General features: G+C 70.6%; 12 protein-coding genes. 2 read left to right on the top strand and 10 right to left on the bottom strand.

The features are described 5' to 3' along the window. Positions 1 to 31: 31 nt before the first annotated feature. The gene (locus BXA10_RS31920) at positions 32 to 3,217 is read right to left on the bottom strand and encodes a glycoside hydrolase family 28 protein (RefSeq protein ID WP_217696845.1); all 3,186 of its coding nucleotides are present in this window, start codon (positions 3,215 to 3,217) and stop codon (positions 32 to 34) included. A 240-nt stretch (positions 3,218 to 3,457) separates the two neighbouring features. Further along, positions 3,458 to 5,143, bottom strand: coding sequence for a glycosyl hydrolase family 28-related protein (locus tag BXA10_RS24675; RefSeq protein WP_076473224.1), 1,686 nt, complete (start codon positions 5,141 to 5,143; stop codon positions 3,458 to 3,460). A gap of 508 nt (positions 5,144 to 5,651) precedes the next feature. On the opposite strand from BXA10_RS24675, the gene BXA10_RS24670 reads away from it, so the two are divergent. Next, the gene (locus BXA10_RS24670) at positions 5,652 to 5,930 is read left to right on the top strand and encodes a hypothetical protein (RefSeq protein WP_076473223.1); all 279 of its coding nucleotides are present in this window, start codon (positions 5,652 to 5,654) and stop codon (positions 5,928 to 5,930) included. 27 nt (positions 5,931 to 5,957) lie between these two features. Continuing rightward, positions 5,958 to 7,604 (top strand): hypothetical protein, encoded by a 1,647-nt coding sequence (locus BXA10_RS24665; RefSeq protein WP_139338127.1) that lies wholly within the window; start codon positions 5,958 to 5,960, stop codon positions 7,602 to 7,604. A 167-nt stretch (positions 7,605 to 7,771) separates the two neighbouring features. Here the strand turns inward: BXA10_RS24665 and BXA10_RS24660 are convergent, their stop codons facing one another. The 8 genes from BXA10_RS24660 to BXA10_RS24625 form a co-directional block, all read right to left on the bottom strand. Next, a complete protein-coding gene (locus BXA10_RS24660; RefSeq protein WP_139338126.1) occupies positions 7,772 to 8,269 on the bottom strand; it encodes an SRPBCC family protein in 498 nt (165 codons plus the stop codon). A 118-nt stretch (positions 8,270 to 8,387) separates the two neighbouring features. Then, positions 8,388 to 9,884, bottom strand: a complete 1,497-nt coding sequence (locus BXA10_RS31025) for a mannitol dehydrogenase family protein (protein WP_217696844.1) — start codon at positions 9,882 to 9,884, stop codon at positions 8,388 to 8,390. Continuing rightward, positions 9,860 to 11,374: a UxaA family hydrolase gene (locus BXA10_RS24650; protein WP_076473220.1), complete on the bottom strand. Its 1,515-nt coding sequence runs from the start codon at positions 11,372 to 11,374 to the stop codon at positions 9,860 to 9,862. Before BXA10_RS24650 ends, BXA10_RS31025 begins: the two co-directional genes overlap by 25 nt. Positions 11,375 to 11,453: 79 nt before the next feature. Further along, the gene (locus BXA10_RS24645; protein ID WP_076473219.1) at positions 11,454 to 12,320 is read right to left on the bottom strand and encodes an ABC transporter permease; all 867 of its coding nucleotides are present in this window, start codon (positions 12,318 to 12,320) and stop codon (positions 11,454 to 11,456) included. Continuing rightward, on the bottom strand, positions 12,320 to 13,249 hold the full coding sequence (locus BXA10_RS24640; protein ID WP_076473218.1) for an ABC transporter permease: 930 nt from the start codon (positions 13,247 to 13,249) through the stop codon (positions 12,320 to 12,322). The genes BXA10_RS24645 and BXA10_RS24640 overlap by 1 nt, the downstream gene beginning before the upstream one ends. Further along, positions 13,246 to 14,385: an ABC transporter ATP-binding protein gene (locus tag BXA10_RS24635; RefSeq protein WP_076473217.1), complete on the bottom strand. Its 1,140-nt coding sequence runs from the start codon at positions 14,383 to 14,385 to the stop codon at positions 13,246 to 13,248. The genes BXA10_RS24640 and BXA10_RS24635 overlap by 4 nt, the downstream gene beginning before the upstream one ends. Beyond that, the gene (locus tag BXA10_RS24630) at positions 14,382 to 15,602 is read right to left on the bottom strand and encodes an extracellular solute-binding protein (protein WP_076473216.1); all 1,221 of its coding nucleotides are present in this window, start codon (positions 15,600 to 15,602) and stop codon (positions 14,382 to 14,384) included. The genes BXA10_RS24635 and BXA10_RS24630 overlap by 4 nt, the downstream gene beginning before the upstream one ends. Before the next feature lie 67 nt (positions 15,603 to 15,669). Next, positions 15,670 to 16,659 (bottom strand): LacI family DNA-binding transcriptional regulator, encoded by a 990-nt coding sequence (locus BXA10_RS24625; RefSeq protein ID WP_076473215.1) that lies wholly within the window; start codon positions 16,657 to 16,659, stop codon positions 15,670 to 15,672. Positions 16,660 to 16,780 lie beyond the last annotated feature (121 nt).

Genomic DNA, 16,780 nt, shown 5'->3' with positions numbered 1-16,780 from the left:
CGCGGGGTGACTGCTCGAGCGGCTGCCGCGTTCATGCCGAGGCCGGTTCGAGCGGCACGCCGTTCTCCAGCACGTTGCGTAGTACGAGGTCGTCCACGTACTCGACCACGTCGGGACTGCTGGTCGTGCCGAAGTCGATGTCGGTGAGGGTCACGCCGCGGATGTGCGCATCTGAATAGCCGCGGAGGTTGAGCGCCCGCCCGGCCGAACGCACGGTGAGGTCTCGGACGTCGATGTCGCCGACGACCGGGTTGAAGCCGTATCCGGGGCCTTCCTCGTAGTAGAAGTTGATGTCGATGACGGCGCTGGCGACCTCGCCGATGCGGATGTCGCGGGCGTGGAAGCCAGTGATGAAGCCGCCGCGGACCGAGTTCGTCTTGAACCGCAGCGCGATGTCCAGGTTGGGGCTGGACATCTCGCAGTCGTCGACGAAGACGTTGCGCACACCGCCGGACATCTCGCTGCCGATGGTCACACCGCCGTGGCCGTCGCGCATCACGCACCCCTCGATGAGGATGTCCTCGCTTGGTACGGCGACCCGGCGCCCGTCGGCGTTGCGCCCGGACTTGATCGCGATGCAGTCGTCCCCGGTGTCGAAGGTGCAGTCCCGGATGACGACCAGCCGGCTCGACTCCGGGTCGCAGCCGTCGTTGTTCGGGCCGTGGGAGTCGACGGTGACGCCCTGGATCAGGACGTTCGTCGACAGCGTCGGGTGGATCTCCCACATCGGGGACCGGACGATCGTGACGCCCTCGATGAGCACGTTGCGGCAGCGGTACGGCTCGATGAACGACGACCGCAGATAGTCCCCCTCACCGAAGACTCGCTGCGCGACCGGCACCCCCTGTTCGGCCATCGCGAACAGCCGGGCCCGGGCGTCGTCCTGCTTTGGGTCGCCGGGCTTCCAGCCGTACTCCGTCTTGCCCTTCCACGGCCACCAGTGCGCGTTGTCCGCCTGGCCGTCCAGCGTTCCGGCGCCGGTGACGCCGATGTTTTCCTGACCGTAGGCGTAGATCAGCGGCGAGTAGTTGTAGAGCTCGACGCCCTCGAACCGGGTCAGCACGGCGGGCAGGTAGTCGGCCGGGTTCTGGCTGAACAGCACCACGGCGTCGGCGGTGACGTGCAGGTCGACGTTGCTGAGCAGGTGGATGGGGCCGGTCGCGAAGCGGCCGGCCGGCACCAGCACGTGGCCGCCCCCGGCGGTGTGGCACGCCTCGACCGCCCGCCGGATGGCCGCTGTGCAGTCGGTGACGCCGTCGCCCACCGCGCCGTAGCGGGTGACGTCGAACCAGCGGTCCGGGAAGTGTGGGCGGCCCACCTTGGCGCTGATGTACCGGGCACGGGCCCACGGGTTACCGGCGCGCATCGGATCGGCGTACGCCCGACCGCCGACCAGCGGTGTCAGAGCTGCGGCGGCGCCCGTCGCCGCCGCCCAGCGAAGGACGTTACGCCTGCTGTGTTCGGTGGTCATTGCACTCTCCCGATCGTCGGTTGGCACAGGGTCCGGTACGGGCGGGCCGGTCCCGCCGGGGCGGGACCGGCCGGTGCTCAGTGCGAGAAGGTGACGATCTGGGCGGTGCCCGGTGCCACGGTCACCGTGGCCGACCGGTGGTCGACCGGAACGGCGACCGCCTGCGGCGTACCGCTGGCGACGCCCGTGGGTGCCACGGTCTTGGCCACCCAACGAGATCTGACCGGCGTCCAGCGAGGCGAGCCCCTCCGGCGCGTCGCTCCGCAGGGTCACCTGACGCCCGGTGCGGCACGCGGCGGGCAGGTTCAGCGTCACCGCGTCCTGGGTGCTCTCCGCCCGGGCCGGGTCCTGGACGTTGATGAGCACCACGGTCAGCGCGCCGGCCTCCCCCTCGACGGCGTAGGCGCGGAGCTTGTCCAGGTGCTCGTCGGCGACGTCGAGGTCGACGAAGCGGCCCTGCGGCACCTGCCGGAACGCCCAGATGCCGTAGTAGAGCGGGTTCGCGGACAGCTCGTCCGCCTCGAGTGACGCCTGGGTTGCGGCACAGAACGCGCCGTAGTACCGGTAGGAGATCGGGTAGTCGGCGGAGTCACGTGGCTTGAAGTCGCCGCAGACGCCTGTGGTGTTGGTGTGGAACTGCAGCCGGTCGACGCCGCTCTGCGCCGCCTGAAGCAGGTAGTCCAGCGACCACAGCGCGGTCGCGTACGAGTTGCTGACCTCCGGCATGCCGCTGCACGAGGCGTTGTTCGACTCGTTGACGGTCACCGGGACCGTGCCGTGCAGTTGGTCGTCGACGGCCATGATGCCGGCCAGCTTGCTGCGGGTGTTCGTGTACGTGAGCGGGGACATCAGCTGCTCGACGGTCACCCGGGACGAGCCGCAGTGGCTCCACGGATACCAGTGCGAGGCCAGCTCGCCCAGCACCTGCTTCGGCTCGGTGGCGGTGTCGGCGAGTGCGGCGGAGACGAACCCCTCCAGCCGCGTGTTGGTCTTCGCGGTGTTCGCCGACGGACCGATCACCTTGAGGTTGGCGTGCGGGAGCGCCTGGTCGATGGCGACCCGGTACTGCTTCGCCGTCTCCCACAGTTCCGCTTCGGTGAGGGTGGTGACGTTGTCGTACTCGTTGCCGAGCTCCACGCCGATCAGGTCCTCGCCCAGGGCTTCGTGCGCGGCCGTGACCTCCGCGACCACCTGCTCCAGGCTGACGTCGGGTGACGGGTCCCGGGCAGGATTTTTGATCTTGGAAGGGTCGATGACCGTCTTGAGCGGGGCGCCGAGGGTCACCTTCCAGCCCGTGGCGTCGAGCAGTTCCTTGAGGTGGTCCAGGTCGCTCTGATCGACCGTGCCGCCGATCGCCTCGGGCGGGGCCGGCACATCTGTCCACTCGCCGAACGCGGGCCACACCAGATCCATGGAGTAGCCGCCGAGCCGGATCACACCCTGCGGGCCGAGCGTCTGCAGCCGCTCGGCCATCCGTTCCCGGGTCAGGTAGCCGTGCGCGAAGTCCGCCGACTCCACCGAACCCTGGAACTCGCCGCTCAGCACCGCGTTGCGTCCGTCCACGGTGGCGGTGAGGGTGAGGCTCGTCGCGGCGGCGGTGTCGGCGGTGGCGGGCAGGGCAACGGCCGCCACGAGCCCGGTCGCCAGCGCTCCGGCGACCAATGACCGGCGCAGGAGGCCCGGCCGTAGGCGAGTGGGTGCCGTGAGGCGGGCCGCCCCGTCGACAGCTTCGTTGTGCGGATCCATCAATTCTCCTTGCGGTGGTGGCCGGAGTGCGGCATCACGGGGCCAGACCGATCCGTCGAGGGCCGGCGCCGAAGCTAGTGCGGTGTCCAGAAACGTTCACCGGGCCGTGCCGGGCCCAGACGACGACCGGCGGCGTTGGAGTCGGGCCTGGATACAACACCGGTATCCAGGCCCGACTCCGCCTTGCCGGACCGCCGCCTGGACCTCGCCGCGACACCGCCAACGTTCCTGGACACCGCACTAGTGCCGCGTACGTTGGGCGAGGTAGAGGTCCTCGACGGACGGTGCCGACCCGTGGTCGGCGAGCAGTGATTCCAGATCGCCGGAGAAATCGCGGGGCAGGCCGCTGCCGGTGTCCTCGACGCCCTGCACGCCGACGGTCACGCTTCGCGGCGCCACATCGGCGATCGTGATCGCGTACGGCCGGCCGTTGGTGATGCGCACGTTCCAGTGCGTCATCCGCGCGCCGAACAGCGGTCCGGACGCGGCGGATCCGCCCACCCTTCCGTTGTTCTCCAGCGTGATGTCGGTCCGGACGTTCTCGAACGGCAGTGCGCGGTGGGTGTCGAACGTGCCTTCCGCCATGCGCCCGCCCCGGTAGACGTTGCCGGCCGAGAGCCCCTCCACGTTGAGGCCGTGGTGGATCGCGCCGGAGGGTACCGGCACGGTGAAACGTTCGATTTCGAAGTCCTCCACCAGGTTGTCGTTCGACTGCATCCGGCAGGCGAAGCTGTGGTGGGCGGCCCGCCCGCCGACGGTCACCCCGGTGATGGTGACCGACTTGGCGGTTGTCAACCCGAACCCGAGGTCGCAGTTCTCCACGCGGACGTCCCGCGCCCAGCAGTCGTGGACCGCTTGGAAGCACACCCCGTTCGAGCCCGGGTGCCGGTTGTGCGCGGTCTGCGGAACGAGTTCGTTGCGGATCGTGAGGTGCTCGACGCCGGCGTCGTGGACGGTGGGGCCGATCGCGCGCAGCCGGGCCGGCCAGCCGGGCCGCAGGTCGTACTTGAGGGGCTGCGCCAGCCGGATCATCCGGTCGCCGAGTACCGCTGCCACCCGCACCGGCCACTGCAGGGTCGCGTACTGCACGTACTGCCCGCCGGACCCGGTGACGAGTTGCGGCGCGCTGCGGGGCCAGTCGTAGTCCCGGGTGCCGGGCACGTCGCCGGCGAGGTGGCGCAGCAGGCTCGCGTCCGGTGGGTTCTGGCACTCGAGCACGACCATGTCGCCGGGGGTCAGCCGGCTGGTGCCGGAGACCACCAGGGTCCGCTGGCCGCGGGAGGCGCTACCTACCTCGGCGAGTACGTCACCGAGCAGCCACCCCTCGGTGCCCGCGTAGTCCTCGGCCTCGGAGCGGGCACGCCGCTCGGGCGCGACGAACCAGATCTGTCCCCCGGTCCACGACCAGCGGCTGTTGCCGTTGGACTGGCGGTTCGGCCGGTAGCCGTCGTCGAGGGTACGGGTGCAGTGCAGCACGGTGGCGTCCCGGCCGGCCCCGCGCAGCACCACCCCGGACCAGTGCATCCAGACCGGCCCGGAGAGCGTCCAGGTCCCGGGCGGCACCAGCACCACTCCCCCGCCGTGCTCGCCGGCGTGGCGTACGGCCGCGTTGAACGCCGCGGTGCAGTCCGTCCCGTCCGGCCGGGCGCCGAAGTCGGTGACCTTCGTGGCGACCCGTGGTCGCGGCGGCCGCTGGCCGAGCCGGTAGCCGGCGGTCGACACGTCCGGGAGCAGCGGATGGCTGCCTGACGCCTCCCGCCACTGCCGGATGAGCTCCGCGGCGGTGTCGCCTGGCGGGGTGAGGTCATCCGGGACGGCCGCCCGCGCGGGGTCGGCGACGCCGGCGAGCGTCGTGGCCGCGGTGGCAGCGGCCCCCAGACCGAACAGCCCGCGTCGGGTGATGGCGGGATCCGTCATCGGCGCCATGGCCTCTCCTCCGAACCTCGTCGGGGACCGCGCGGACCTGAAATCGTTTGCGGTCCGACGTTCACGACACCAAACAGTTGGTCACTGGTCAATGCGTTACGAGCCTGAAACTTGTTTCAGAATCGATCATCGTCCTCGGCGATCGCCGCCGGGCGGGTGGACGAACCTCCCGGTGGAGCGGCGAACCGGCCGGACCACGATCGCGTTTGAAACTTGTTTCATCCCCTTGGACGCATTGACGGACGCCCCCGCCGTTTGTTGCCATCAGGTAACCGCAAACGGTTTCAGAATGCTGCGACGCCCGGCGGCGCAGGCACCTGGCCGGAAGCGAGACCGCCCGTCCGTCACACCCACGAGGACGATGTCATGAGGATCCGGCTTCCCAGACCGATGGTGTCCTGCCTGTCCGCCAGCTCAGCGGCACCGCGGACCTCGAGGTCGAAGCACCGCCGGGGACCACCGCCGTACGGTTTTACCTGGACGACGTGCAGATCTCCGAACTGACGTCGTGACCGGGCAGACTCCCGCCACACTCCGGCTCGACGTACCGGCCGGCGCACACCAGGTCGCCCTGCTCGCGGGCGACGCCGGCTTCGCCACCGACGCGATGACCGTGTCCAGCGAGGGGCGCACGCTCGCCCACCTGACCGACCCGGCGCCGACCGGGCAGTTCGCCTGGCTGACCTTCCCGGTCGACGCAGGCGCGGACGGACGCGCCGTCGACCTCGGCTTCGCCGCCGACAACACCGGCCAGTACTGGCGCTTCGCCGCGCTCGTCCTGTCCTGAACCCCGACTCTGAAAGGGCAACTCGACATGACAAGACACCCGGCCCGCGGTGTCGCCGCGGTCGTGGCGTTGGCCGTGCTCGCCTACCCCGGCGTGAGCGCCGCCGCAACCGCCGAACCCGCCGAATCCCAAGCCTCGGTGCGGCTCGACCCACGGCGCATGGTGGGCGGCGGGTCCGTCCCCGCGCACTTCGTCGGATTCAGCATCGAGTGGTCGCTGATCGAGCGGTACATGGGCCCGGACGCCCGGCCCGCCTTCGTGAATCTGCTGCGCAACCTCGACACCGGCGTGCTGCGCATCGGCGGCTCGTCGCAGGACGTGATGCAGTTCGACGCGAACGCGTCGAACACCAACGAGGTGATCACGCCCGAAGATCTCGCGGACATCCGGGCGACCCTCGACGCCGCCAACGCCGACGGCCGCGACACCCCGCGCTGGGGGGTGACCCTCGGCACCGCCATGGCACCGGCCACCGCCGGGCGGCCCTGGCGCGGCCCGGAGCACGCCAGGGCCTTCGTCACGCAGGGGGTCCGGCCGGCGTTCTCCGGTGCCGACGACTACGTCGCCGCGGTGTCGCTCGGCAACGAGCCGGACCTCTCCTACGGCTACGACCTGCCGGAGTACCTGAGCGACTTCGCCGCCTACTCGGGCGCGGACGTCACCGGGCCGTACCCGCTTGTCACGCCGAACACCAGCGAGCCCATCGCACCCTGGCAGAGCATCGCCGACGGCAGTGTGGAAACCCGCTTCTTCGGGGACTGGCCCGCCATCCTCGACGCCACCGCCGGTCCGACGAAGGCGAAGGCCGGCAGCTTCGGCCCGTGGGCCGCGGACCACTTCTACCCGCTGGCCCGCACCTGCGCATCGGACCCATACCGCTGCCCGACCATCGCGGCCCTGCTCTCCGACGAGCGGCTGGACAACTTCACCTACCAGGTACACACCCACGCCGACGAGGCCGCCCGCCACGGCCTCGCCTACCGGGTCGAGGAACTCAACACCACCGCCGGACGCGGCGCCCACGGCGTCAGCGACGTCGCGGCCAGCGCGCTCTGGGCGCTCGACGCGATGTTCAACGCGGCCTGCCCCCGGCCGCCGCACGCCCCGTCGGTCAACGCCGAGTGCGGCACCGGCGCCGTCGGTGTGAACTTCCACAACGCCGAGGTGCGGGCCTTCTCCCACCCTGAGGAGGGCAACGGCTACTACAACACGGTCAACTTCGACCCGTCGCCGGCCATGGGATCGCCGACCCCGGCCCCGGAGTACTACGCGCTGCTGTTGTTCTCCCGCTTCGCCCAGGGCACCACCGGCCTCCGGTCGGTGCCGGTGAACGTCAACGCCCCGCCGGGCGGGCAGGTCAAGGCCTGGCGCGTCGACGGCGCCGCGTCGGAGCGACGGCTGTTCCTGATCAACAAGGGTGACCGGCAGGCGTCGGTCGACGTGGCGGCGCCCGGCAGGACGTACCAGCTCGATCGGATGACCCCCGACGACCCGAGCGGCGCGGGCCGCACCCTCGACGCGCCGGGCGTACGCATCGACGGCCGGGTCGTCGCCCCGGACGGCAGCTGGCCCGGATTCCAGCCCACCACGGGCACCACCACCGCTGGGCACGTCCGGATCACGTTGGGCACCGGCGAGGCCGTCGTCCTCACGATGCACGGCCACGACGCCTGAACCGTCCTTCACCGCGAGCGTGGAAGGCCGCCCTGACGATGACGATGCATCGCCGACATCTCCTGACCGCCGCCGGGATGCTGCTGGGCGCGCCTACCTGCCCGCCTGGCAGTGGGAAGAAGACGCCTCGGCTGCATGGGCGCCTTTGCGGGCGTCGAGTTCGGTGTTCACCGCGCGGCGCACAGTTCGGCGAGGCGTTCCAGGGTGCTCGCCATCTGCGTCTGCCACCAGGCGCGCCCGCTGTCCACTTCTGCGCGTTTGTCCTCCGGCAGGCGCGAACCGTCGAAGATCTCGGTCACGACCGTCGCCCCGGCTCCGTCCGGCACCAGCTCGAAAATCCACTGGTGGCCCCAGGCGGCCCCAGGCTCAGTGGCGTCCGGGTGCCCGCGACCGGGCCTGGGCTCCCAGCCGATGCGGCGGTCCGGCTCGTACTCGACGACGTGGTTGTTCATCTCGTAGTCGCCGTAGCGCTCGTAGTGCATCCGCATCACGAAGACGTCGCCCACGCCAGAGACCACGGCGTCGGAGACACCACCGCGCAGCATTCCCGAACCGTCGAGGTCCACGTGCCGTCCGGGATCGGCCAGGATCCGGAAGATGTCCCCGGCCGGGGCGCCGATGCGCCGGGACACCACCACCACAGGTTCGCCTGTCGTAATCGTCAACCCGCTCCTCCGTCAACCGCAGAGCATGAACCTGACCCCGCCTGGAAGCTACACCGGGAGTACGACATGCCTGGGCCGAGCCGTACGAGCCCCACGCTACGCCTCCCGGCAGGAGGTCTCAGGCGGTGAGTCGGGCGACGTGGTCGATCAGGACGTCGCGGAAGCCGTCGTGCTCGGGGAGGTCCGCACCGAAGACCTCCTCGACGTTCAGCAGCGAGTCGACCAGTCGATTCGGGTCGCCCGCGCCGGCGGCTGCGGCCATCCGCAGCCGGTCGGCCAGCGGGTCGTCGAGCGGAAGTTCGCGTCCGCCGGCGTCCCGGCCCTTCGCGACGTACACCATCCAGGCCGCGACCGCGAGTGCGGCCTGCCGCGGGATCGCCCCGGCGGCCAGGCGGTCGCGGACGGTGCCGAGCAGCCGGACCGGCAGCTTCTGCGACCCGTCCATGGCGACCTGCACGGTCCGGTGGCGCAGCGCCGGGTTGGCGAACCGCTCCAGCACCTGCCGCCGGTAGCCGGACAGGTCCAGGCTGTCGGGCACGCGCAGGGTCGGCGTCACGTCCTCGATCATCAGCGCCTCGGCGGCGGTGGCGAGCTCGTCGTCGGCGAGGGCGGCCGCGATGGTGTCGTGACCGCGCAGGGCCCCCAGGTAGGCGAGCAGCGAATGGGTGGCGTTGAGCATGCGCAGCTTCACCGACTCCCAGGCGGCGACGTCGTCGGTGAACACCGCGCCGGCGAGGTCCCAGGCGGGCCGGTCGGCCGCGAAGTCGTCCTCGATCACCCACTGGCGGAACGGTTCGGCCACCACGACGCCCCGGTCGTCCAGATCGAGGACTGCGCGGACGTCGGCGCGGTCGTCGTCGGTGGTGGCCGGCACGATCCGGTCGACCATGCTGGACGGAAAGCGCACGCAGGCGGCGATCCAATCGGCGAGCGGCCCGGACTCGGCCTCCGGCAACGCGTCCAGGAAGTCGTGCACCAGCCCGCGCAGGACCTGGCCGTTGCCGACCAGGTTGTCGCAGGAGAGCAAGGTGACGGGTCCGGCGGCGCCGGCGGCCCGGCGCTGGAGCCCGCGGACGAGCTGCCCGACGACGGTGCGGGGTGGACATCCGGCGAGGTCGGCGGCGACCTGCGAATCGGACCGGTCCAGCCGTCCGGCGCGGTCGCGGCGATAGCCCTTCTCGGTCACGGTGAGCGTGACAACCCGTACCGCCGGATCGGCGATCCGGTCGACGACCGCCGCCGGGTCGCCCGCACCGAAGAGCACCTCGCGGACGCTGCCGACGACGCGCAGGGGCGCCGCGCCGCGGCCGCGCTCCAGCACCGAGTACAGGCCGTCCTGCGGCATGAGCTGCTCGCGTACGGACGCCGACCGCTGGGTGACCCCCGCGATGCCCCAGTCGTCCCGGCCGGCGGCCGCCGCGGCCAGTTCCGTGAAGACCGCCTGGTGCGCCCGGTGGAACGCCCCGATCCCGAGGTGCACGACGCCGACCCGCAGCGCGCGCGGATCCACCGGCGGCGGGGTGAACGCGCCACGGGACGCGAGGTCCAGGGTGTCGAAGCGCAGCCGCGGTGTGGCGTCCGGCCCGTCGGTCACAGCACGGCCCCCAACTGCCACGGGACGATCTCCTCGCCGCCGAGGCCCAGCTCCTCGCTCGCGCTGCGGCGGCCCGACGCCACGTCCAGCAGCAGGTCGTAGACCCGCCGGCCCATCTCGTCGACAGAGACGCCCTGCTCGACGATCGGCGAGCAGTCCAGGTCGATGTCGCCGGCCATCCGGTTGGCCAGTTCGGCGTTGGTGCCGAGTTTGACGGTCGGGACCGGGCGGCTGCCGAAGACCGAACCGCGTCCGGTGGTGAAGCAGATGAGGTTGGCTCCGCCGGCGACCATCCCGGTCACCGAGACGGGGTCGTAGCCGGGGGTGTCCATGAAGACGAGCCCGGGTCGCGGGATCGGCTCCGCGTAGTGCCGCACCGCGGCGAGCGGGCTCCTGCCGGCCTTCGCCACCGCGCCCAGCGACTTCTCCAGGATGGTGGTGATGCCGCCCGCCTTGTTGCCCGGGGACGGGTTGGCGTCCATCGTGGTGCCCTGCCGTGCGGTGTACTCCTCCCACCACCGGATCCGCTCCATCAGCGCCGCGGCCGTCTCCGAGCTGGTCGCCCGCGCGGCCAGCAGGTGTTCGGCGCCGTAGATCTCCGGTGTCTCGCCGAGCACGGACGTCGCGCCGGCCGCCACCAGCAGGTCCGAGGCCACCCCGAGGGCCGGGTTCGCGGTCAGCCCGGACCAGCCGTCGGACCCGCCGCACTGCAGGCCGAGCACGAGTTCCTCGACCCCCACCTCGGTGCGTGCCGCGCCGGCGAGGTCGCGCATCATGCCCCGGACCAGCTCGACGCCGCGGGCCACCGCGGCGGACGTGCCACCCAGTTCCTGGATGGTGTACGACGACACCGGCACATGCTCGGCCACCCCGAGGTCGGTCATGAGCCCGGCCACCGCGTTCACCTCGCAGCCGAGCCCGATCACGACCAGCCCCCCGATGTTCGGGTTGCGGGCGTAGCCGGCGAGGGTACGGCGCAGCAGGTCCCACCCTTCGCCCCGGTCGGCCATCCCACATCCGGTGCCGTGGGTCAGCGCGACGACGCCGTCGACGCCGTCGACGCCTTCCGCGTCGTCCTCGGTGACCCGGGCGATCTTGCGCGCGACGGTGGCCGAGCAGTTGACGGTGGTCAGGACGCCGACGTAGTTGCGGGTGGCGACCCGACCGTCGGGTCGGCGGTAGCCCTGGAAGGTGCGCCGCAGGTCGGCGGGAAGGTGCGGCACGGCGGTTGTGTCTTCCCCACCGGCCATGCGGGCGGCTGCGTCCTGCGGCATCCCGAGGTTGTGCGTGTGCACGTGCTCGCCCGCGCGGATCTCCGCCAGCGCCCGGCCGATCACCTGGCCGTACTTGCGTACCGGCGATCCAGCGGCGAGGTCACGCAGGGCGACCTTGTGCCCGGCGGGCACGTCGTCGCGCAGCGGCACACCCGCCGCCGTCAACTGCTCCCCCGCTTTCATCGGGGTCGTCGCCACCGCGACGTCGTCGCTGTCGTACAGGAGCACCAAGCTCATTGGTTCGCCTCCCTCGGCGCGGGTGTGCCGTGCCGTCCGCGGGCCGGGCGGGTCACAGGGACCTGGGCGTCGGTGATCCTCACGGCTCCGGTTCCTCCTTGACCCGGGCGACGAGCTGGGTCGGGTTGACGTACCGGAGGGCGATGACGAGCAGCACCAGCATCATCGCGGTGTACATGACCGCCATCGCGTCCACCGACTGCTGGGCGCGGATGCCGGCCGCGGACATCGAGTAGTAGAGCGCGACGACGAGGGTCTGCGAGTCCGGGCCGGCGGTGAGGAAGGTGAGCTCGAACATGCCAACCGTCCGGACCAGGACGAGGATCGCCGAGGCCAGCATCCCCGGTAGCAGCAGGGGCGCCAGCACGCGCAGGAACACCGAACGCATGCCGGCTCCGCACATCCGGGCCGCGCTCTCGATCCGCGGGTCGATCTGCTCGATGAACGGCGTCATGGTCAGGATCACGAACGGCACGGATGGGACGAGGTTCGCCAGCACGACGCCGGAGAGGTGGCCGGCGAAGCCGAACTTGTAGAGCACGGTCGCCAGCGGGATGCCGTAGGTGATCGGCGGCATCAGGATCGGGAGCAGGAAGACCAGGTAGATGGCCCGCTTCCCGGGGAAGTTCCGGCGCGCGAGCACATAGGCCGCCGGTACGCCGATCACCAGCGACAGTCCCACGACGAGCAGGGAGACCTCCAGGGTCACCTTGATCACCTGGAACAGCGCGAACTCGGTCCACGCCTCGCCGTACCACCTGGTGGTGTAGCCGTCCGGGAGCCAGGTGTCGAACCAGCGCTGGCCGAACGAGCTGACCAGCACGGATCCGACGACGCCCAGCAGGTTCAGGAAGAAGAAGATGACCGCTCCCCAGACCAGCCAGGCGGCGGGACGGGCGACGACTCGCCGCTGGGTACGCACGTCGGTTGTCGCGGTGGTGACCATCAGCCCTTGCCTCCCGTGGAACCGGTGTAGAAGCGGGTCCGGGCGAACAGCACCACCGAGATGACCACCAGCTCGATCAGGCCCATGATCATCGCGATCGCCGACGCGTAGGGGTAGTCGTACTGCTCGTAGGCCGCCTGGTAGGCGGCGATCGAGATGACCCGGGTCTCGCCCGCCGGGTTGCCGACCAGGACCGCCGACGGGAACACGCTGAACGCGAGGACGAACGTCAGGCAGAACGTGGTGGCCAGCCCGGGCATCAGCAGCGGCAGCGTGATCATGCGGAACCGCTGCCACCAGCCGGCACCTAGGGTCGCCGCGGCGCGCTCCAGCGTCGGGTCGATGCCGGACAGGTACGACAGGACGAGCAGGAACGCGAAGGGGAACCCGGTGATGATGAGCGAGAAGAAGACGCCCCAGTAGTTGTGGACGAGCCGGATCGGCTCGTCGGTGAGGTGCAGCGCGGTCAGCACCCGGTTGAACCACCCGGTCGGGCCGAGGAAGTTCAGCAGACCCTGGGCGGTGAGCACGGTGCCGAGGGTGATGGGCACCACCAGCAGGATCGTGACCAGCCGCTTGCCGCGGAACCGCCCCCGCATCCGGTACGCGATCGGCACCGAGGCGAGCACGTTGAGCAGCGCGGCGGGCAGCGACAGGCCGAGGGTGGTCCAGATCGTCCCGCGCTGGTAGGCGTCGCTGAAGAAGCGCGCGTAGTCGCTGAACGGGCCGCCCTCGGTGGGCTGGAAGGACAGGCCCAGCCCGTAGAAGAACGGGTAGAGGAAGAGCAGCACGACGAAGAGCAGCGCCGGCGTGAGTAGCCACAGTTGACGGTCGACGCCGCGCTCGGCGAGACGATGCTGCCAGTGGACCCGCGCGGGCGGCGGCGGCCCGGCGGAGGTCGCCACGGGGGTGGAAGTCGTGACGCTCATCCGACCAGCCCTGGTTCCTCGACCACGGCAGCCGCCCCGTCGGCGTGCCGGATGGCGGCCGGATCGCCGGGAAAGACGAGCAGCCGCTGCGGGTCGATGCTCAGGGTGACCCGGTCGGCGGGCGCCACCCGCTGGTCGGTACGCAGGTGGACCCGGGCGCCGGCGGAGGTGACCGCCTCCGCCGCCAGTTCCCGGCCCTGATACTCGACCACCTCTATCTCCGCCGGCACCGCGTTGGTCGTCGCGCCGGCCTGATCGACCCGGACGTCCTCGGGGCGCACCGCGACGATCACCTCGCCGCCCGGCGCGACCGGGCCGACCGGGACACCGATGAGCCGCAAGCCGTCCAGCTCGACGGCGACGGTGTCGTCCGCCGCCTCCCGCACCCGCATCGTCCAGAGGTTGCGGTAGCCCATGAAGTCGGCGACATGCCAGTTGGTCGGGCGGGTGTGCAGCTCCTCCGGGGAACCGATCTGCTGGACCCGGCCTTCCCGCAGCACCACCAGGCGATCGGCCAGTGAGAGCGCCTCCTCCTGGTCGTGCGTCACGTAGACCGTCGTCAGCCCCAGCGACTGGTGCAGCCGGCGGATCTCGGTACGCATCTCGAGACGCAGTTTGGCGTCGAGGTTGCTCAGCGGCTCGTCCATCAGCACCAGCGACGGCTCCAGGACGACCGCGCGGGCGATGGCCACCCGCTGCTGCTGGCCGCCGGAGAGCTGGCCGGGTAGCTTGCCGGCGTGCTCCTCGAGGCGTACCAGGTGGACGGCCTCGTCGGTGCGGCGGCGGATCTCGTCCTTGGGCAGCCGCCGCATCTTCAGCCCGAACGCGATGTTGGCGCGTACCGACATGTGGGGGAACAGCGCGTAGTTCTGGAACACCATCCCGAAGCCGCGGCGCTCCGGTGGCAGCGTGTCGATGCGCCGGTCATCCTGCCAGATGCTGCCCGCCGTCAGGGGCAGCAGTCCGGCGAGGCAGTTCAGGGCGGTGGACTTGCCGCAACCCGAGGGACCGAGAAGGGCGACGAACTCGCCCGCCTCGATCGTCAGGTCGAGGTCGCGCAGCGCGTCATGGCCGCCGAAGCGGCGCGACACACCCTCCAGTCGCAGCTGGGTGAAGGCTTTGGTGCCGGCGGTCATCCCTGCTTAACCTTCCCGCTACCGATCTCGCGGTCCCACCTGTCGAATGCCGCCACCAGTGCCTTCGCGTCCAACGGCACCTCCGTCGGGTTGTTCGCGATCAGCGACTCGTACTCCGGCCGGCCGTAGTCCCGGATGGCGTCCTGGCTCTTCTGCGGGGCGTCCGACAGATTCACGCCCTGCACCGCCGGGCCGGGGTAGAAGTAGCCGTCGTCGTACGCCTTGGCCTGCTGCTGCGGGGTTAGCATGAACGCCAGCAGAGCCAGCACCGCGGCCTGGGTGTCCGTCGACGCGCCCTTCGGGATCACCGCGTAGTGCGCGTCGGTCACCCAGTGGAAGCCCTGCAGCGAGGTGACCTTGGCTTCCTTCGGCACGGTGCCCAGCACGCGGGGGTTGATGTCCCAGCCGGTCGTCGACGCGATCACGTGCGCCGACCCGTTGGCCAGGTTCTTCATCGTCTCCGTGGTACCGGACGGGTAGTAGTCGACGTACTGGTTGAGTTCCTTGAGGTAGGCCCAGGTCTTCTCCCACCCGTTCACCGGGTCCTTCGGGTCCTTGTCGCCGAGGATGTAGGGCAGCCCCATCAGGAAGGTACGCCCGGGACCCGAGTTCGACGGACGGGCGTACTGGACCTTGCCGGGGTGGGCCTTGGCGTACGCGAGAAGCTGGTCCGCGCTGGTCGGCGGGGTCGCCACCGTCGCCGGCAAGTACTCCAGCAGCGGGCCGGACGGGTAGTAGGTGACTGTCACGCCCGCGTTGCCGGCGAGCTTCTGCATGGCAGCGGCCGGTGCGAGGTAATTGTTCATGCCGGTCAGCCGGCTCTGGAACTTCGGCAGGACGTCGAGCCACAGGCCCTGGTCGATACCGGCCGCGAGACCGTCGACGCCGGTGAGCACCAGGCCGATGTCCACCCGGTCGGCGTTCTGCTGTGCCTTGATCTTGCCGACCAGCTCCGGGGCGGGCGACTTGGAGTAGGTCACCCGGGAGATGACGTCCGGGTTCTTCTTGACGAACTCGTCGATCATCCCCTGGGTCAGTTGCAGGTTGCCCGCGACGTCGAGAATGTTCAGCGCCACGGCCTTCTTCGGTTTGTCGGGAACCTCGCCATCGCTGTTGCCGCCGGAGCCGCCGGAGTTGTCCGGGGCGCCGCAGGCGGCGGTGACGGTCAGCAGGGACGATGCTGCGGCGATCAGGGCGCTCCGCCGGGTGATGCCCATGAAACTTCCCTCTCTCGGTCGTCAGTCACGGTGGTGGTGGTTGGGGGCGCGTCCTCTCGGCCGGATGTCAGTCGGTCGGCGCGACCCCGGTCGAGGCGCGAACCAGCAGCTGAGTGGGGAGCTCCCGACGCGGCTTGCGGACGCCGTCGGGCTGCTCCAGCAGCGACAGCAGCAGGTCGACGGCGGCGCGGCCGGCCTGCGCCTTGGTGAGCGAAACGGTGGTGAGCGTGGGCGACGACATCGACGACATCTGGATGTCGTCGATGCCGATCACGCTGATGTCCTGCGGTACGCGCAATCCGCGGTCCCGGAGCCGGCCGAGCAGGCCCAGCGCCATGACGTCGTTGTAGGCGACGACGGACGTGACACCGGAGGCGATGATGAGATCCGCCGCGGCGATCCCGCCCTCGAACTGGGGCGGGAAGTGACCGGCCACGTACAGGTCCATCCCGGCCGCGTCCGTCGCCGAGCGCAGCGCCCGGATCCGGTCGCGGTTGGACCAGGACGTACGCGGACCACCGACCCAGGCCACCCGGTGGTGGCCGAGCGCCGCCAGGTGCGCCACGGCCTGCCGGATCCCGTCCGAGTTGTCGAAGACGACGGAAGGCACCCGCCCGAAGCGCCGGTTGACCATGACCAGGGTCGTGGTCGCGGCGAGCGTGAGGATGTCCTCCTCACGCCCTCGGGGAGAGCAGAGGATGAGCCCGTCGACCTGCTTGGCGAGAACCCGTACCAGATCGCTCTCCGCGGCCGGGTCCTCATCGGAGTCGGCCAGGAACACGGCGTAGTCCGCCTCCCGGGCCCTGGCCTGCACGCCCTTCACCAGACTGGGAAAGAACGGGTTGGCCAGGTCCGGCACGATCAGCCCCAGGTTGCCGGTCCGGCCGGTGATGAGACCGCGCGCGGCCCGGTTGGGTTCGTAGCCCAACCGCTGGGCGGCGCGCAGCACCCGTTCCCGGGTCACCGAGTTGACCAGTCCGGGCATCGACAGGGCCCGGGACACGGTCGACGGTGACACGCCGGCCTCCCGGGCCACGTCGCGGATCGTCGTGCGCAACGGTTCACCTCCTCGATCGTGGAACCGTCACGTCCGAAGTCTGAAAGCGATTGCAGAAGTCTGTCAATACTGTTGCGCATGAATGTTCATGGCTCCGCTACAACCCACCCTTGTAACTGAG

The organism is Micromonospora avicenniae (assembly GCF_900156065.1).
GTDB classification, from domain to species: Bacteria; Actinomycetota; Actinomycetes; order Mycobacteriales; family Micromonosporaceae; genus Micromonospora; species Micromonospora avicenniae.
This window is presented reverse-complemented; position numbering and strand designations above follow the sequence as displayed.